14 protein-coding genes and 1 pseudogene are annotated in these 16,342 nt (G+C 72.5%); 6 read left to right on the plus strand and 9 right to left on the minus strand.

The genetic code is table 11. The annotated features are described in order from the left end of the window. Positions 1–13 precede the first annotated feature (13 nt). Both ACFY2B_RS33485 and ACFY2B_RS33490 read right to left on the minus strand, forming a co-directional pair. Positions 14–1,114: a Dyp-type peroxidase gene (locus tag ACFY2B_RS33485; RefSeq protein WP_390766829.1), complete on the minus strand. Its 1,101-nt coding sequence runs from the start codon at positions 1,112–1,114 to the stop codon at positions 14–16. A 346-nt stretch (positions 1,115–1,460) separates the two neighbouring features. Beyond that, positions 1,461–2,372: a DMT family transporter gene (locus ACFY2B_RS33490; protein WP_390766830.1), complete on the minus strand. Its 912-nt coding sequence runs from the start codon at positions 2,370–2,372 to the stop codon at positions 1,461–1,463. Between the two features lie 329 nt (positions 2,373–2,701). Here ACFY2B_RS33490 and ACFY2B_RS33495 point away from each other — a divergent pair, with 329 nt between their 5' ends. Further along, entirely contained in the window at positions 2,702–3,790 is a 1,089-nt protein-coding gene (locus ACFY2B_RS33495) for a galactosyldiacylglycerol synthase (RefSeq protein ID WP_390766883.1), read from the plus strand. 39 nt (positions 3,791–3,829) lie between these two features. Here ACFY2B_RS33495 and ACFY2B_RS33500 read toward each other — a convergent pair whose 3' ends face one another. The 4 genes from ACFY2B_RS33500 to ACFY2B_RS33515 form a co-directional block, all read right to left on the minus strand. Further along, positions 3,830–4,642, minus strand: coding sequence for a polysaccharide deacetylase family protein (locus tag ACFY2B_RS33500; RefSeq protein ID WP_390766831.1), 813 nt, complete (start codon positions 4,640–4,642; stop codon positions 3,830–3,832). Positions 4,643–4,678: 36 nt separating this feature from the next. Then, positions 4,679–5,485, minus strand: a complete 807-nt coding sequence (locus tag ACFY2B_RS33505) for an SDR family NAD(P)-dependent oxidoreductase (protein WP_390766832.1) — start codon at positions 5,483–5,485, stop codon at positions 4,679–4,681. A 494-nt stretch (positions 5,486–5,979) separates the two neighbouring features. Continuing rightward, positions 5,980–8,436, minus strand: coding sequence for a SpoIIE family protein phosphatase (locus ACFY2B_RS33510; RefSeq protein WP_390766884.1), 2,457 nt, complete (start codon positions 8,434–8,436; stop codon positions 5,980–5,982). A 4-nt stretch (positions 8,437–8,440) separates the two neighbouring features. Continuing rightward, entirely contained in the window at positions 8,441–9,187 is a 747-nt protein-coding gene (locus ACFY2B_RS33515; protein ID WP_390766833.1) for a TetR/AcrR family transcriptional regulator, read from the minus strand. Positions 9,188–10,283: 1,096 nt separating this feature from the next. Between ACFY2B_RS33515 and ACFY2B_RS33520 the strand changes: the two genes are divergently transcribed. The 4 genes and pseudogenes from ACFY2B_RS33520 to ACFY2B_RS33535 form a co-directional block, all read left to right on the plus strand. Then, the gene (locus tag ACFY2B_RS33520; protein WP_390766834.1) at positions 10,284–10,877 is read left to right on the plus strand and encodes a hypothetical protein; all 594 of its coding nucleotides are present in this window, start codon (positions 10,284–10,286) and stop codon (positions 10,875–10,877) included. Between the two features lie 25 nt (positions 10,878–10,902). After that, positions 10,903–12,549 (plus strand): hypothetical protein, encoded by a 1,647-nt coding sequence (locus ACFY2B_RS33525; RefSeq protein ID WP_390766835.1) that lies wholly within the window; start codon positions 10,903–10,905, stop codon positions 12,547–12,549. Continuing rightward, positions 12,549–12,953, plus strand: a complete 405-nt coding sequence (locus ACFY2B_RS33530; protein ID WP_390766836.1) for a hypothetical protein — start codon at positions 12,549–12,551, stop codon at positions 12,951–12,953. Before ACFY2B_RS33525 ends, ACFY2B_RS33530 begins: the two co-directional genes overlap by 1 nt. A 252-nt stretch (positions 12,954–13,205) precedes the next feature. After that, positions 13,206–13,583 (plus strand): annotated as a pseudogene (locus ACFY2B_RS33535) (aminoglycoside phosphotransferase family protein); the annotation flags it as partial. Positions 13,584–13,586: 3 nt separating this feature from the next. Here the strand turns inward: ACFY2B_RS33535 and ACFY2B_RS33540 are convergent. Beyond that, complete coding sequence (locus ACFY2B_RS33540) at positions 13,587–14,312, minus strand: class I SAM-dependent methyltransferase (RefSeq protein WP_390766837.1); 726 nt, start codon at positions 14,310–14,312, stop codon at positions 13,587–13,589. 356 nt (positions 14,313–14,668) lie between these two features. On the opposite strand from ACFY2B_RS33540, the gene ACFY2B_RS33545 reads away from it, so the two are divergent. After that, on the plus strand, positions 14,669–15,022 hold the full coding sequence (locus ACFY2B_RS33545; RefSeq protein ID WP_390766838.1) for a DUF190 domain-containing protein: 354 nt from the start codon (positions 14,669–14,671) through the stop codon (positions 15,020–15,022). 63 nt (positions 15,023–15,085) lie between these two features. On the opposite strand, the gene ACFY2B_RS33550 is transcribed toward ACFY2B_RS33545, so the two are convergent. Together ACFY2B_RS33550 and ACFY2B_RS33555 are read right to left on the minus strand one after the other, a co-directional pair. Beyond that, a complete protein-coding gene (locus ACFY2B_RS33550) occupies positions 15,086–15,436 on the minus strand; it encodes a DUF190 domain-containing protein (protein ID WP_390766885.1) in 351 nt (116 codons plus the stop codon). A 367-nt stretch (positions 15,437–15,803) separates the two neighbouring features. Then, on the minus strand, positions 15,804–16,274 hold the full coding sequence (locus tag ACFY2B_RS33555; protein WP_390766839.1) for a carboxymuconolactone decarboxylase family protein: 471 nt from the start codon (positions 16,272–16,274) through the stop codon (positions 15,804–15,806). Positions 16,275–16,342 lie beyond the last annotated feature (68 nt).

A 16,342-nucleotide genomic window follows, 5' to 3' on the forward strand; every position in this document is an offset into this window, starting at 1 on the left:
TGCTCGCCTCCTGTCACGGACTCAGATCGCCGATGCCGAGGGAACCGTCCGCGCCCGCCGAGGAGGATGCCACCGGTACGGCCGGGGACGCCTCGGCCTCGGTGCCGGTCCCCGTCCCGGTCCCGGTCTCGTCGGCGCCGTCGGACTGCTCGCTCTCCCCCGCGGCCGGCGGATCGGGGAGGTTGTCGAGGAAGTCGCTGGTGGGAACGTGGAACAGCGATCCGGTCACCGCGGTGGAGAAGTCCAGGATCCGGTCGTGGGTGGCGGGCGGTGCGCCCAGGAACATGCGCTCCAGCATCCGCTCCGTCACGGCCGGGGTGCGGGCGTAGCCGATGAAGTAGGTGCCGAACTCGCCCTCCCCCACAGTCCCGAAGGGCATGTTGTCGCGCACGATCTCGTGCTTCGTCCCGTCCGGGTCCTCGATGGTGGTCAACGCCACGTGGGAGTCGGCCGGTTTGACGGCGTCGTCCAGTTCGACGTCGGACAGCTTCCTGCGTCCGATCGCCAGTTCCTGGGCCTCGACCGGCAGGGCGTTCCACGCCCGCAGATCGTGCAGGTACTTCTGCACGATCACATAGCTGCCGCCGCGGAACCGCGGGTCCTCGTCCTCGATCAGGACAGCCGCCTCGGCCGCGGGGCCCGTCGGGTTCTCCGTGCCGTCCACGAACCCGAGCAGGTCACGCACGTCGAAGTACTTGAACCCGTGCACCTCGTCCCGTGTGGTGACGACACCGCGCAGCCGGTCCATGATCTCGGAGGCCAGCGCGAAGCACAGATCGAGCCGGGTCGCGCGGATGTGGAACAACAGGTCGCCCGGTGTCGACACCGCTCGGTGCCGGGGACCGGCCAGCTCACGGAAGGCGTGGAGTTCGGCCGGCCGCGGACCGGCGAACAGCCGGTCCCACGCGTCCGAGCCGATGCCCACGACCACGCTCAGCCTGCCCTGCTGCGCCGCCCGGAAGCCGACCGCCCGCTGCAGCCCGTTCACGTCCGACAACGTCTCCCGTACGACCGGCTCGCCGCCCTCGTCGACGGTCACGACCAGGAAGATCGCCGCGCTTGTCAGCGGGGAGAGCACCGACTGGGGCACCGGGTCCCGGGAGAGTGCGCACATGGACGCCCCTTTTCCTGACGGTCACGGACGGACGGGTGAGGAGACGGTGATCGCAAGCGGGGACACGGCTCGTGCGTCGGCGGGGGTGACCGTTCCGGGTGACCCACGTCCTGCGGCTTGCCCCGCGGCGGCCCGCGTTCGCACGCCGTCACCCGCCCAACGGGGGGTCTGTGGGTCACTTCCTCCTTCACCGTATGGCGCAACCTCGGCACTCGCCACCGCGCCCCGGGGACACCGCCGTCCCGGCCCGGCCGCCGCGGGGGTCGTCGCGGAGGACGCCGACCGGACAGCGGCACCGGGCCGGCCGGTGCACGGCCCGGGTACGGCACTTCGACCCAGCCGGAGATCAGGTGTCGCGGCGGACCCCGGAGGATTCGGACGTCACCTCGTCCCAGCTCCCGGCACCGCTCACCACGGGCGACCGGGTCAGGCCGACGATGCCTGCCGCCATCAGTCCGATGCCCACGGCTTCGGGCAGCAGGCGCCAGCCCAGCGCGATGGTCTCCCCGAACAGCAGGCCGCCGAGGGTGACACTGATCAGGGCGTCCCCCAGGGTCATGGCCGGCTGCGAGACGGCCAGCGTGCCGGCCCGCAACGTCCACTGGAGCAGCAGGACGCTCAACAGTCCGGTGGCGGCGCCCGCATAGGTGTGCCAGGTGGTGAGGACCGCGCCGGGCCCGTACGGGAAGCGCCCGGTCACCTCTTTGATGAGCGCGGCGGTGACGGCGAAGCAGGCAGCGGTCGCGATGCCGAGCGTGGCGGCCTGCAACGGGCCGCGCACCCGCACGGCGGCCGTCAGCAGGGCGGCGACACAGCAGGCCAGTCCGCCGCCGACCACCAGCCAACGCCAGTCGCCCGCCTGGTCCCCGCCGCGTGAAGGGGACGCGCTGAGCAGGAAGAGTGCCAGCCCGCCGGCGAGCATCACGAAGGGCCGCCAGGTCCTGGCACCGGGCCAGTGCCGGAACACCACCGCGCCAATGAGCAGGGTGAAGAGAAGTTCGCTGGTCAGAAGGGGCTGCACCAGCGCCAGTTGTCCCGCGTCCAGGGCGATGACCTGGAAGACCGCGGAGAGCACCATGGCGCTCGCCCCCGCCCACCAGTACGGCTGGCTCAGGAGTCCCCCGAGCCGGGCCAGCGCCGCTCTGGGTCCGCGGCCTGGGACCGCGGACGGCTGGACCGCGGCCCTGCGCTGCAGGACGGACGTCGCCGCGTTGAACAGCGCGGAGAGCAGGGCCGTGACGACCGTGAGCACGTTCATGCGGAAAGCCTGTCGTTCGCGGGACGGCCCGGCGAGCGGCCACCGCACAGCCGGTGGGCGGGCAGGGGCCGCCGAACGAGAAAAGTGGTAACCGCCGTACACATGGCTAAACCTTCCCGATCCGGCTACGCACGACGGGTGGATACCGGCCGACGCCCGTTTGGCGGCCGGTGCTGCGGATACCTGTTGCTCACCGTGCGATACGAGGTGACCATGCCGCTTACGCGTCCGTGCCCGCGTCCGTGTCTCTCCGATCTCCGCCGGATCCCGCACGCCGCCGGGCGAGGGCGGCGTCGGCCGTGAGCCGCCTGCTGGTGGTCAGCGCGAGCATGGGGGCGGGGCACGACGCGGTGGCCGTCGAGCTGGCCCGGCGGCTGCGCGCGGCCGGGCACGAGACCTTCCACGCGGACGTGCTGGGTCTGCTGCCCGCCGGTGTCGGAGCCGGACTGCGCGGCTTCTACCGCTCCGCGATCCGGCACGCCCCCATGGTGTACGCGGGTATCTACGCCGCCTTCTTCCGCGCCGACAGCGGCCCGCGGCCGGGCAGCGCGCCCCTCGCGGCGCTCGCCGAGGAGCGGCTGAACGCGGAGGTGGCGGGCGGGCGGGCCGACGCGGTCGTCGGGGTCTTCCATCTCGCCGCCCAGCTGACGGGCCGGATGCGGGCCCGTGGGCGGCTCGCGGTGCCCGGCGCGGTGCTGATCACCGACTTCGCCGTCCACCGGCAGTGGCTGCACCGGGGCAACGACCTGCATCTCTGTCTCACCGAGGAGATCGCTCAGGACGTGCGGCGGCGCCTGGGACGGCCCGCCGTCGCGTGCGGTCCGCTGCTGCCGGACGGCTTTCGTCCGCACCCGGCGGGCGAACCGTCGTGGCGGCGTCGGCTGACGGACGGCGACCGGCGGCGGCCCGTGCTGCTGTCCGCGGGTGCGTGGGGGGTGGGAAGCCGGCTCGACGCGACGGCCCGGCTGTTGTCCGGCGCGGGCTATCGGCCCGTCGTCCTGTGCGGGCGGAACGAGCGTCTGCGCCGTGCGCTGTCGAAGGTGCCGGGCACGGCCGCCATGGGCTGGGTGGACGACATGCCGGGCCTGATCGCGGCCTGTTGCGCCGTGGTCGACAACGCCGCGGGGCAGACGGCGCTCGAAGCGCTCGCGGTCGGCGTCCCGGTCATCGGGTACCGGCCGATCCCGGGCCATGGCGTGGAGGGCGTACGGCGGATGGCCGCGCTCGGGCTGACCGAGTACGCGGGCGACTCATGGCAGTTGGTGGCGTCGCTGGACCGCGTCGCGTCGGGGGGCGCGGCAGCCGACCGCCTGCGCCGTGCGGGCCGCGGCCTCTTCCGGGGTGATGTCGTCGAGCCGCTGGAGCGACTGGCCGCCGGACGGGGGACGGAACCGTCCGCGGGCGGCACCCGGCGGTAGGAGCGTGGCCGCCCCCGGTCCCCCCGGGCCCGTACCGGATCACCGGCCCGTCGGGGCGGGGCGGCTGCCGGTGGCGCCCGCCGGCCCGGCGTGGGGGGTGCGTCGCCGGTCCGTCAGGCCGTGCTCGGCCAGCGGTCCGACGGTCAGGCCGGCGGCCCGGCACGCGGCCACCAGGCCGGGCAACGCGGCCAGCGCCGCCCGCCAGCACCCCGGTACCGCGTGCCGGTCGGTGTCGTGCAGCAGCACCGTGCCACCGCCCCTCAGGTCGGTCAGCACGGTCGCGGCCACGGACTCCGCGGTGGCGCGCGCCGTCCAGTCCCGGCCCCAGGCCGTCCACAGGACCGGGCGCAGTCCGGCACGGCGCGCGGCCAGCAGCCGGTCGCCGGTCAGGATGCCGTACGGGGGCCGATACCACGTGGGTGCGGTTCCGGACACCTCCGCCACCGCGTGCGCGGCCCGTGCCACCCGCCGGGCCTCGCGCCGCGGAGCGGGCCGCCAGGGACGGTCGTGCGTCCAGCCGTGGACCCCGAGTTCGTGGCCGCGCCGGACGATGTCGTGGCCCAGCCTCCGGTGGGCGAGCAGGTGTTCGCCCACCACGAAGAACGTGGCGCGGACCGCCAGTTCGTCAAGTACGGCCAAGAAGGCGGGGGTGGAGCGGGGGTCGGGTCCGTCGTCGAAGGTGAGCGCCACGTGGTGCGGGGTGCCGATGCCCGCCAGGGCCGGCAGCAGGGCGCGCCGCGGACCGGCGAGCCAGGTTCCGGCGGGCCCGATGTGGGCGGCCGCGACGAGCGCGGGGACGGCGGCGACCGCCGCGGTGCGCAGCCGGTCTCCGACGGCACGGTGCCGCGGCACGTCGTCTCCTTCCCGTCCGGGTGGCGCTCGCTCCGTTCAGCCGAACCGGGCCGCCAGCCGCCGGTACGTGGTGGGCGCCAGGGCGCGCACCACGGCGGGGACGCGGAGCCAGCCGGGCACGAACACCTCGTGCTGGTCGTGGCGTACGGCCTCGACGACCGCGGCGGCCACCCGTTCGGGCGGGACGGGACGCGGCCGGGTACGTGCGTAGGGCACCCCTCTGCGGGCGAAGAAGGGGGTGTCCACCACGCCCGGAACGACGTAGGTGGATCGCACGCCGGTGCCGTGCAACTCGTACCGCAACGCCTCGGCGAAGGCGCCCAGGCCCGCTTTGGCCGCGGAGTACACCGCTTCCTCCCGTACCCCGACGCACCCCGCGACGGAGCCGATCAGCACCAGCCGGCCCTGCCGGCGCGCCACCATGTGGGGCAGGATCTGCCGGACCAGGTGCACCACCGACGCCAGGTCCACCGTGAGCACCCGGTCCACCTCGTCGGCGGGCATGGAGGTGAACGGACCGGCCCAGCCCACTCCCGCGGCCGCGACGAGCAGATCGATGCCCGGTGCCTGTCCGAGGGCCCGGTGAGCCAGGTGCCGGACGCCGTCGGCGGCGGCCAGATCGCAGGGAATGGCGATGGCGGACGTCTCACGCGCCACCGTGTCCAGCCGGTCACGGTCCCGTCCGGAGACCAGCAGTTCCCACCCCTCCGCGGCCAGTGCGCGTGCGACGGCCGCGCCGATCCCGGATGAGGCGCCCGTCACGAGCGCTACGCCCGTCGTGGGTAAGGTGCCCGGCGCGAGGGTGGTCGGGGCCGGGTACGGATCCGCCGTCGCGCGTCCCAAGCTGACCTCCTTCTGAGTGGTGGGCCTCGGCGTGGCAGCGGAGTCCGCAGCCTCCCGCGAGCGCGCCTTCCGTGCCCCGCCGAGCCTCGCGCATCCGTGTCGTCGATGAAGGCAGCGACGTTCGAGGGGTAGCCGAAGCTCGCGATTTTCAAACCCGCCGGGTGCTCTGCCGGGCCGAGCACGACCGTCTCGCTGCCGGGCCGCCCCGTCTCTGTCCCTGCTCAGCGGCGGCCTGGCCCACGGCACGGGCCGAGCGCTGAGATCACCCGGGGACGGACGGTACGCACGGTACGCGGCCGGTCGCCCGCCGCCAGGGCGACGCGGTCCCCGCGCGCCCGACGGCTCCGGCCCGGCAGCTCGCCCTCGCGCAATGGGTGAGCAGGACCACGAGCTTGCGCTGACGGACCCGGCGGTACACGCCTGCGGCTCGCTCCACCGGGCATCGGCGCGTCACCCCGTCGGCCGTCCCGCGGGCCCGGCACCGACGCGAGCTCCTAGATCTCCGGGCTCAGTTCCTGCTCGGCCCAGACGATCTTGCCGCCGGTCGTGTAGCGGGTGCCTCGTCGGTGGGACAGCTGTGAGACGAGGAACAGGCCCCGGCCGCCCTCGTCGGTGGCCCGGGCGTGCCGCAGCCGTGGGACGGAGTCGTTGGCGTCGGAGACCTCGCAGACCAGCACGTGGTGCCGGATCAGGCGCAGGGTGATGGGGCCCGTACCGTACCGGATCGCGTTGGTCACCAGTTCGCTGACGATCAGTTCGGTGGTGGGCGCCAGGTGGTCCAGCCCCCACTCGGTCAACCGGCCGACGGCCAGTGCCCGGGCGTGGCCGACCACGGCCGGGTCGCGCGACAGCTCCCAGGAGGCGACCTGGTCGGTGCTGAGCGCACGGGTCCGGGCGAGGAGCAGCGTCGCGTCGTCGGACGGCGCCCGGGACGACAGGGTGCCGACCACGGCCGTGGAGAGCTCCTCCAGTGGGAGGCCCGGCTGCGCCAGGACGGCACCGAGGCGGTGCATCCCGACGTCGATGTCCGCATCGCGGCGCTCGATCAGCCCGTCGGTGTAGAAGGCGAGCACACAGCCCTCGGGCAGTTCCAGTTCCACGGCCTCGAAGGAGGCCCGGTCGACGCCGAGCGGCAGGCCGGACGGGAGGTCGGGGAAGGTGACCTCGCCCTGCGGCGAGATGATCGCGGGCGGTGGGTGCCCGGCCCGCGCCATCGTGCAGCGCCGGGTGACCGGGTCGTAGACGGCGTACAGGCAGGTGGCGCCCTCGACCGCGACGGGCCGGCCCAGGGCGTCCAGGTCCTCCTCGGTGAGGCGGGTGATCGTGTCGTCGAGCTGGGCCAGCAGCTCGTCCGGAGGCAGGTCCATGTTCGCGAGGGTGTGCACCGCCGTGCGGAGCCTGCCCATGGTGGCCGCGGCGTTGATGCCGTGCCCGACGACGTCGCCCACGACCAGTGCCACCCGGGCGCCGGACAGCGGGATGACGTCGAACCAGTCGCCTCCGACGCCGTCCTCGGTGTCCGCGGGCAGATAGCGGGACGCCACTTCGACCGCGGGTCCGCCGTTCAGGCGGCGCGGCAGCAGATTGCGTTGCAGCGCGAAGGCAGCGGCGCGCTCACGGACGTACCGGCGGGCGTTGTCCAGCGAGAGCGCGGCGCGGTTGACGAGCTCCTCGGCGAACAGCAGATCGTCCGCTTCGAACGGCGCCGGATCGTCGGTGCGGACGAAGACGGCCACGCCCAGCACCGCCCCGCGCGCGTGGATCGGCACGATCATCAGCGAGTGCATGCCGTGCAGGCGGATCTTCGCCGCCCGCTCCGGGTCCTGGTCGAGCCAGGTGCCGGGAGACGTGTCCAGCACCGGCTCCAGGTGGGACCTGCCGGAGGTCAGGACATCGGTGAAGGGCGAGAAGGCGGGGACGAGGACCGGCTCCCCGCGTGGCCACAGCGACTCCGGGATCCCTTGGTGAATCGACGCCAGGCCCGCCCGGCGGAAGGCCGGTATTCGCCCGCCCATCGCGCCGAGCCGGGCGAGCAGTTCCTCGCCCAGCGGCACCGACTCCACCAGGTCGACGGTGACGTAGTCCGCGAAGCGCGACACGGCGAAGTCGGCGAGTTCCTGGCCGGTGCGCATCACGTCCAGGGTGGTGCCGATCCGCGTGCTGGCCTCACTGAGGGTGACCAGCCGTTCTCGCGCCCGGTAGCGGTCCGTCACGTCCACGATCATGGCGCACAGGCCCACGGTGTCGCCGTCCGCGTCGTCGAGGCGGAAGAACGAGGTCGAGAACTCGTGCTCGCGGCGCGAGTCGTTCGCCACGACGAGCCGGTAGGCGTGGTCGACCCTCGGCATACCGCTCTTCAGGACCTGCCGCATCACCGTCTCGACCGCCTCGGACTCGCCTCCCGGCAGCACCTCCGTGAGGCGCCGGCCCAGCCGCTGCTCGCGGGTGATGCCGTCCTGGACGGCCAGGGCGTCGTTCACCCAGGTGCAGCGCAGTTCGAGGTCACGGACGGCGATGCCGACCGGCGCACGGGACAGGAGCGAATCCAGCCCCAGCCGGTTCACCGGTGACGAGCCGACGGCGGTGATCCGGGTCGCGGAGAGCAGCCAGCGGGTCCTGCCGTCCCGCCCTGCCAGCGGGGCGGCATGCAGGTTCACGTCCAGTCGGTCGCCGTCCCGGTCGCGCAGCCCGACCAGGCCGTACCAGCCTCCCTCGACCCGGCAGCGCTCCGCGAGGGCCCACGCCTTCGCGCTGTCCTCGGTCGCCGCCAGCAGGTCCGCGGCGGTGCGGCCGACCACCTCGGCGGCGGAGAAGCCGGTGAGCCGCTCGGCGGCCTGCGTCCAGCCGACCAGGGTTCCCTTCTCGTCGACCACCGCCACGGCAGCGCCCGTCGTCTGCCCGGCTGGCTGCCCCGCTCCCTGCTCCGCTGCCCGAGTGGCGATCGGCATCATCTCGTCACCGGGCACCGCAGCCGTCCCTTCTGCCGGACGCCGGGACGGCCGGGGCCGAGTGGCCCGTGTCGGCGATGCGATCGAGCCAGTCGGCCAGCAGCGCGCCCTCGGACCGTGTCATGGCGATGGTGCCGTTGTCCCGCAGGGCCTCGCGCAGGGCCACGGCGCGGCTCGCGACGTCCTTCGGCGTCCGGGGGCCGCGGTCTCCCAGGCCCGTGATCGTTCCCAGCAGGCATTCACGAGCGACTGTCGGCAGTTCGAGGTCCCGCTGGGGCGGAGGGGTCGAGATGAGGGACAGCACGACTCCGAGGCCGTTGGTGTGCATGAGCTGGGTCGCGCGTTCCACGCTCACGCGGAGCCAGCCGGCGGCCGCCACCCGGGCGAGGTTGCGCCGCAGGATGGCGATGGTCTCCAGGCCCGCCGGGATGTCCCCCCGGTAGCGTCCCTCGCCGTACATCAGCACGTAGAAGCCCGGCCGGGAGAGGCCGAAGTCCACGTGCTGGTCCCAGCAGCGGCGCAGGTCGGCGATGGTGTCGTCGGTCTCCTCCAGAGTCTGCTTCTCGGCGAGGTACTGCTGGAACCCGTAGGCGGCGAGTGCGTCGAGCAGTCCTTCCTTGTCGCCGAACAGGCGGTAGAGCGTCGGTGGCTGCACCCCGGCGGCAGCACTCACCGCCCGCGTCGAGACCGCCGTACGGCCCTCACGGGTCAGCAGGTCCGCCGCGGCGCGGAGAATCCGCTCCCTCGTTCGCACAGCCCGATTCTGCATCCCGCCATATTACTGCCGTTATCAATCTTTATATCCCATTGATACGATTTAATTACGGAGTGTGCTCGCCGAACGGCGGGCGACGAGCCGTGACGGTCCTCCAGACGGCGCGGAAACCCTCGGGAGACCGGCACGCGGTGACTCCGCGTGACCGGCTTCAGAGGGTGTGCCGCCGCAGCACGTCACACCGTCGCGGCAGCTCGCGCCGCGGGGTGTGCGCCCGCGGCGGGAGCGGTCCCGCGACCGCGGTGAGGGCGGCGGCGACCGGCGCCCCGTCCGCGGCTCACCGCGACACGCCGGACAGCCGGGCACGGGCCCTCAGGGGCGGACGGGGTTTCCGCGCCGCCTGTTGGCGCGTCGGCTCCCGGGGATTCACCGGCCAGCCATTCGAACGCCGTTTCGGCGGTTGACGATCCAACCTCCATCACGGGGGTGCTGGTGTCGATGAACACGAACCGAGCCGATGAACCCGGCTTAGCGGAACCCAAGTTGACGGTCCGAAGACCGAAGCGATCCTGGCCGGCGCCGCTGCGCCGGCCGCTGCCGTTCCGGCGGATCGTGACGATCGAGGCGAAGATGGCCTCCAAATCCGAGTTCTTCGAGGATCCCGGGGTCGAACGGCTGCTGCTCCGGCACGGCTTCCGTATGCACATCACCCGCATGGGATCGCGCGGGATCGCCACCCAGAGCTACGCGGGCTACGACGTCGTCTTCCCCTCCGGGCAGCCCGCCGCGGACCTGATCACCCGGGAACGGGCCCAGGCCGGCCACCCGGCCACCGCCTACGGGCCGTTCTCCAGCCCCATCGTGCTCGCCACCTACCGGGAGTACGCCGAGACCCTGGTGTCCGCCGGTGTCGCCGAGCCGCAGCCGGGCGGCCCGGCGGACGAAGGGCCGCTCTACTACCGGCTCGACATGGACCGGTTCGTCGGCCTCGCGCAGGCCGACGGCGGCAGGGGCAAGCGATGGGACGACATCGGGCTGAACCGGCACGGGCTGAGCAACGGGAACAAGGTGCTGGCCCAGACCTCGGACATCTGCGAGTCCAACTCCGCGGGCCTATCTGGGTCTCGTCGCGTTCGTGGAGAAGGGCAACGAGATACCGAAGACCGAGGCGGAGGCCGACGAACTGGCCCGGCGGATCAAACCCGTGCTCATCGCCCAGGGAATGCCGTCGTTCGAGAAGAACCAGACGTACCTCTCACCCGAGGGCAAGAGCATCGCTCCGATCGCCGTCATCTACGAGCACCAGTTCCTGGCGCATCAGATCCAGCACCAGGCCAAGGAGGGCGCCGTGGACGGCGAGCGCGTGCTGCTCTACCCGTCCACACGCTTCATCACCGAGCCCAAGCTCATCGCGCTGAGCGACGACGGGGACCGGCTCGGCAAGCTCGTGTCCGACGATCCGGAACTCCAGAAGCGGGCCATGGAACTGGGCTTCCGGCTGCGCGACACGGACAGCGGGTTCACGAGCGTCCAGTTGACGCAGTTCCTGGAGAGCCGGGACATTCCGGCTCCGGTCACCTCGGACGACGACACCCGAGCCGTGCTGCCGGAACTCGGCCTGCTGGAGCGCATGATCGAGATCGTCGGCGAGTGCGACACCGGCGATCCGGCGGCCGACGGGTCCGGCGAACCCGACGGTTCCGCGCTGACGGCCGAGGGCCCTCCGTGACATGACCGCCGACCGAGGACCTCGTATGAAAAGACGGCCGCGGGCCGGCATCCTCGCCCTGTGCCTGGCCCTGGTCGCCCTGTGGAGCGCGCTCACGGCCTGCTCGGGCGGCAGGCAGCAGACGACCACGCTGAAGGTGCTGGCCAGTCCGGAACTCGCCGACATGCGGCCGATCCTCGGCGAACTCGAACACGACACCGGCGTACGGCTCGACCTCGACTACCGGGCCGCGAACGACGCCGACGAACTGCTCCTCGGCGGACGCCACGGCTACGACCTGGCCTGGCTCTCCTCCGACCGCTATCTGCGGCTGAAGCTCAAGCAGGCGGGCGGGGCCGGCACCGCCGCACCGTTGAGCACGCCCGTCATGAGCTCGCCCGTGGTCGTCGGCCTGACGCCCGACGTCGCCCGGCGGCTGCGGCAGCAGGTGCCGGGCGGCCGGCTGTCCTGGGCGGACATCGCCGACGCCGCCGCCACCGGCAGGGTGCACTTCGGGATGGTCGACCCACGGGACGCGGGCAGCGGGCTCGTCGCTCTCGTCGGGGTGGCCACCGCCGCCGCGGGCACCGGAGGCGCCCTGCGTTCCGAGGACGTCTCCTGCGACCGGCTGGGCGGCTTCCGTTCCGGGCAGACCCTCACCACCGACACCCCACAGGAGCTGATCGACGCCTTCGTGGCGGACGGGCAGCGGACCGACGCGCTGATCACCTACGAGTCCGAACTCCTCGCCCTGAACAGGTCCGGCCGGCTCGACCGGCCCCTTGAGATCGTCTACCCGGCCGACGGCACCGTCCTGTCGGACCATCCGCTCCTCCTGCTGGACGACGGCCGGCGGGCCGCCTACGACCAGGTGGTGGGCTGGCTGACCGGCGAAAGCCACCAGCAGGAGATCATGCGCCGGACGCTCCGGCGTCCGGTCAGTCCCTCGGTACGCCGCGAGGACGAGCTGAGCACCCCGCTGGGCAACGCCCTGTACTTCCCGGACGACCTCGCCGTCATCGAGAAACTCCTCACCGACTACGGCGACCCGGGGCGGCCGGGCGGCGACCAGGTCGTCTTCCTGCTGGACTTCTCCGGTTCGATGCGGGGCGCCCGGGCGGCGTCGCTGCGTGCCGCGTTCGCCGGTCTCAGCGGGGCGGACGCCACGCCGACGGGCAAGTTCGCCCGCTTCCACGAGGGCGAACGCCTGACCGTGGTGCGTTTCGGGGGCGGCGTCCTGGACGAGCGGACGGTCACCGTGCGGGGACCCACGGACCTCCGTGCCCTCGACGCCTTCCTCGCCCGCGACGACTACGCCGAGGCCACCGCCGTGTGGTCCGCGCTCGACCACGGCTACCGAACGGCCGCGGACGCCCTGTTAGCGGGGATCGTGACCGACGGCGCGGCGGCGAGCACGGCCCGACAAGGCGGCCGTTCCCCGGGCGTGCAGCATGGAGAGGCCCGTGAGCGGCCGGCCCCCGGGGCCGGCCCCGGCCTACGCTCCTTCGCCTCCGCTCCCGGCCTGCGGCTCCCCGGCCTCCGCCAGCGGGGCGGAGTAGCGTGGGAACGTATCCGTCCGCGCCGTACGGCCGGGCCCCGGGCCACGGCCCGACGCCGAAGTCGAAGGGATACCCCGCCATGGATGAGGATCGCGCGAACCGAGTGGTGGCGGCGTTGCGGGCGAGGAACGTGATGGCCCATCTCGTGGAGGCGGGTGTCTACGAGTTCGGAATCAGGGTCGTCCTGGACCAGGACATCGAGGCGCTCTGGGACGTGGACGGTGCGTCGGGGCTGGACGCGGAGATCGTCAGCGACGGTGTGCTCATCGGGTTCGTCCCCCATGTGCCCGGTTCGGAGAACTTCACCGAGCAGCAGATCGTGGACAGCATCGCCACCACGCGGTACTCGACGGAAGGGCTGCACCCGCCCCAGGACGGCCCGCCCCCGCCCGCTCCCCCGGGCCCTGCCCCCGCGGATCCCGGATCGGCCGGTCCGTCGGCCGAAGCGCCCGCCCCCGAAGAACCCCTGCCCGTCACCCCACCGCCCGTCGCCCGGTACCAGCGCCGGGCGCACTGGATCCACCGCGGCAGGCGCTGAACCCGGGCCGTGCGCCCTGCGCCGACGGCCTCAGGCGCCGCGGCGGTGTGGGACGGGTATGGGGTGGCGGGCACGGTACCGCCCTCGGCAGCTTCTGCGGATGCGGCGATTCGCGGACCCTGACCACCTGTCGGAGCGCGTCCGCGACGTGCTGGGGACGGAATGCCGCGTGGTCGCGGTGGACCGGTTGCGCGGGGGGACCACGAAGGGTGTGTATCGCGTCCGCCTCGACGGGACCCGCCCACGTGCTGCGAGCGTCTGCACGAACTGGCCGCCCGGGTCGGCCCTCGCACGGAGTACGGGCTGATCCACGGAGAGCTGGGGCCCGGCCACGTCCTGGTCGACGCCGCCGGGCGCCCCGTCCTGATCGACATCGAGGGCCTGATGTACTTCGACATCGAGTGGGAGCACGTCTTCCTTCAGCTGCGGTTCGGTGAACGCTACGGCGCCCTGGCCCGGCCCGGTCTCGACCGGCACCGGCCCGACCTCTACATGCTGGCGATGCGGCTGTCGCTCGTCGCCGGTCCGCTGCGCCTGCTCGACGGCGACTTCCCCGACCGGGCGTTCCTGCGGGGGATCGTCGAGCACAACAGGGACGAGGCCCTGGCGCTCGTGTCGCCGGACCGCTGAGGATCAGGGACGGCGCGCCAGGAAGACGAATTCCTTTCCCGGCCGGTCGGGCGCGTCGCGCACTTCCTCCACCAGGTAGCCGTGTCCGACCAGGTCCCGCTCGATCTCTTCCCGTTCCCGGAAGCGCAGCGTCGACTCCGACGTCAGCACCTCCCCGTCCTCGGCGAAACCGTACGCCGAACGGAAGGTCACCAACGGAGGGCTCACCTCGGTCACCTGGATCCAGCTCTCGACGGTGCCCACGCCCGGGATCCGCGTCACGTGTCGGGTCGTCTCGCGGGTCCACTCCTGCCAGGCGCGCCGGGCCGGATCGCGGGTCTCGAAGACCAGATGCCCGCCGGGCCACAGCGCCTCGTGGGCTCCCCGCAGCGTCTCGTGCCAGGTCCGCGGATCCACGATGGCCTGGGCGACGTTCGCCGTCATCGTCGCGAGATCGACCCGCAGCGGCGGGAGGTCCGTCGCGTCGCCGTGGATCCAGCGCACCCGCTCGCCGCCCGGCTTGGCCCGGGCCACGTCGAGGGAGGCCAGGGCGGGGTCGACGCCGACGACCTCGATGCCGCGAGCGGCCAGGAGAAGGGCGAACACACCTGTTCCGCAGCCGATGTCCAGCACGCTGCGTGCCCGGAACTCCTCCACCAGCCGGACGTACGCCTGAAGATCGCCGCGGTCGGGGTCGAGCGGGTCGTAGAGCGCGGCGAGCCGTGGGTGTCCGAAGCAGTCGTCGACCATGCGCACGACCGTAGAGGGGCAGGGGCAGGGGCGACCACCCGATTTCGCCGATGTTCCGGTGGCTGCCCCGACTCCCTCATTCCCTTCATTTCATTTCGTACTAATTGGCGATATCTTGGTTTTGTAGTGGCCACACCGTTCCCGGCGACGGTCACACGGCGGTGGGGCTCGCCGTACCCGAACCGCGGCACACAGAGCCGCCGACAGTCCCTGCTCGTGAACTGATCCTGGCCCGTCGTCGGCCCGCGCGAGTAGGAGGCCACGGAATGAAAGGTCCACCGTTTTCCCGTCTCGCCTCGGTGGTGCCACAGCTGGTCGGGCGCCGTGGTGAGGTGCGCGATGACCAGGAGGACACCATGATGCCCATGGGACGTGCCCTGCAGTTGACGATCTTCATCGAGGAATGCGACACCTGGCACCACAAGCCGCTGTCCGCCGAGATCGTGGACCGTGCCCATGAGGCGGGGCTGGCCGGCGCGACGGTCCTCCGCGGGATCGAGGGGTTCGGCGCCTCATCGGTGATGCACGGCTTCCGGCTGCTGTCGATCAAGCAGGACGTTCCGCTGGTGATCGTGATCGTCGACGACGAGAAACGTGTGCGCGAGTTCCTGCCGGTCCTGCGCCGGCTGATCGAGGGTGGCCTGGTGATCGTCGAGAACGTGGACGTGCCGCACCGGGCGTCCCGCAATCCGGTTCAGGCGCATGCCTGACGCCGGCTGTGCCATGGCGGCGGCAGACGGTCACCGCCGTGTCGCGGGAGAACGGGCGCGAGATCACGTGGCCGCGGTCTCCCGGCTCTGGTAGTGGACCACCTCGACCTCCTGCACGGTGATCAGACCGCTGATGGGCAGGTCCTCCAGCTCGGCCATGAACGCTCGGACGCGGTCCGCCTCGTCGATGATGACGATGGCCGTGGGCAGGTCGTCGGCCATGGACAGCAGGCGGGTCGTGTGCACGACCGATGTCGCCCCGAAACCCTCGGCGCCGCGGAAGACCGTCGCCCCCGCCATCCCGAACGCGTGGGCACGGTGCACGATCTCCGTGAACAGGGGCTTGTGGTGCCAGGTGTCGGTGTCGTCGACGACGATGGTCAGGCGCAGTGCCTTTCCTCGGAGTGTCATGATCGCGGTCCTCTCGTCACCCGGATGTGGCGCGAACCGCCCGGCCGCTCCGCGACACCCGATGCGACCGGTGTGGCGGCCGCCGCACGGGCGGGGAGGTCGTGCGGCTGCCAAGAACACCGGTCCCGGGGGCCGGGCGACGTTCCGGATCAGGCCGTTTCGGACATATCCCAACCCTAATCCCTGACCCTAATCCCTGACCCGGCCGGTGCCGGCCGGTGCGCGGACGACGGGACAGCGGACGCCGGTCATCCCCGCGGTCGCGGCTCGGCCGGCCCCGCTGCCCTCCTCCCCCGGGCCGGCCCGGCTCATCACTCCGGCGGGTGCCGACCCCCGCGGAGTGGTGGGCCGGGCCGGGAATGCTGTCCTGTCACCCGAACTGCCCTGGCTGGTAGTCGCCCCCGACCTGTCGGGTGATGACATTCAGCCGGTTGAAGGCGTTGATGACGGCGATCTGCGCGACCAGGGCCGCGAGTTGCTCGTCGTCGTAGTGCTCGGCCGCGTTCGACCATGCCTCGTCGGTGACCTCGCCGCCGTCGGCGAGGCGCGTGCCCTGCTCGGTGAGTTCCAGGGCGGCCCGCTCCGCGTCGGTGAAGACCGCCGCCTCCCGCCAGGTCGCGACCAGGTTGAGCCGTACCGCCGTCTCCCCCGCGAGCGCGGCCTCCTTGGTGTGCATGTCGAGGCAGCCCGCGCAGCCGTTGATCTGGCTGGCACGGATCTTCACCAGCTCCCGGGTCGCCGCCGGTACTCCCGACTCGTCCAGGACCCGGTCCGCGGAGACGAGGTGTCTGCCGAGCTTCGGTGCCAGTGCGGTCCCCTGGAGGTCGATCCGAGATTGCATGACACTCTCCTTCGCCGTCGGTGTGCTTCCACCTCCTTGACGAGGGGGCCGTCCGGTACGTAACACCG

It is taken from the genome of Streptomyces sp. NPDC001270 (assembly GCF_042896695.1).
Lineage (GTDB): Bacteria > Actinomycetota > Actinomycetes > Streptomycetales > Streptomycetaceae > Streptomyces.

Coding starts and splice junctions, on each gene's coding strand:
- ACFY2B_RS33525 (WP_390766835.1), top strand. CDS start 10,903: ATGAAAAGACGGCCGCGGGCCGGCATCCTCGCCCTGTGCCTGGCCCTG.
- ACFY2B_RS33545 (WP_390766838.1), top strand. CDS start 14,669: ATGATGCCCATGGGACGTGCCCTGCAGTTGACGATCTTCATCGAGGAA.
- ACFY2B_RS33530 (WP_390766836.1), top strand. CDS start 12,549: ATGGCCCATCTCGTGGAGGCGGGTGTCTACGAGTTCGGAATCAGGGTC.
- ACFY2B_RS33555 (WP_390766839.1), bottom strand. CDS start 16,274: ATGCAATCTCGGATCGACCTCCAGGGGACCGCACTGGCACCGAAGCTC.
- ACFY2B_RS33540 (WP_390766837.1), bottom strand. CDS start 14,312: ATGGTCGACGACTGCTTCGGACACCCACGGCTCGCCGCGCTCTACGAC.
- ACFY2B_RS33510 (WP_390766884.1), bottom strand. CDS start 8,436: ATGATGCCGATCGCCACTCGGGCAGCGGAGCAGGGAGCGGGGCAGCCA.
- ACFY2B_RS33490 (WP_390766830.1), bottom strand. CDS start 2,372: ATGAACGTGCTCACGGTCGTCACGGCCCTGCTCTCCGCGCTGTTCAAC.
- ACFY2B_RS33485 (WP_390766829.1), bottom strand. CDS start 1,114: ATGTGCGCACTCTCCCGGGACCCGGTGCCCCAGTCGGTGCTCTCCCCG.
- ACFY2B_RS33495 (WP_390766883.1), top strand. CDS start 2,702: ATGGGGGCGGGGCACGACGCGGTGGCCGTCGAGCTGGCCCGGCGGCTG.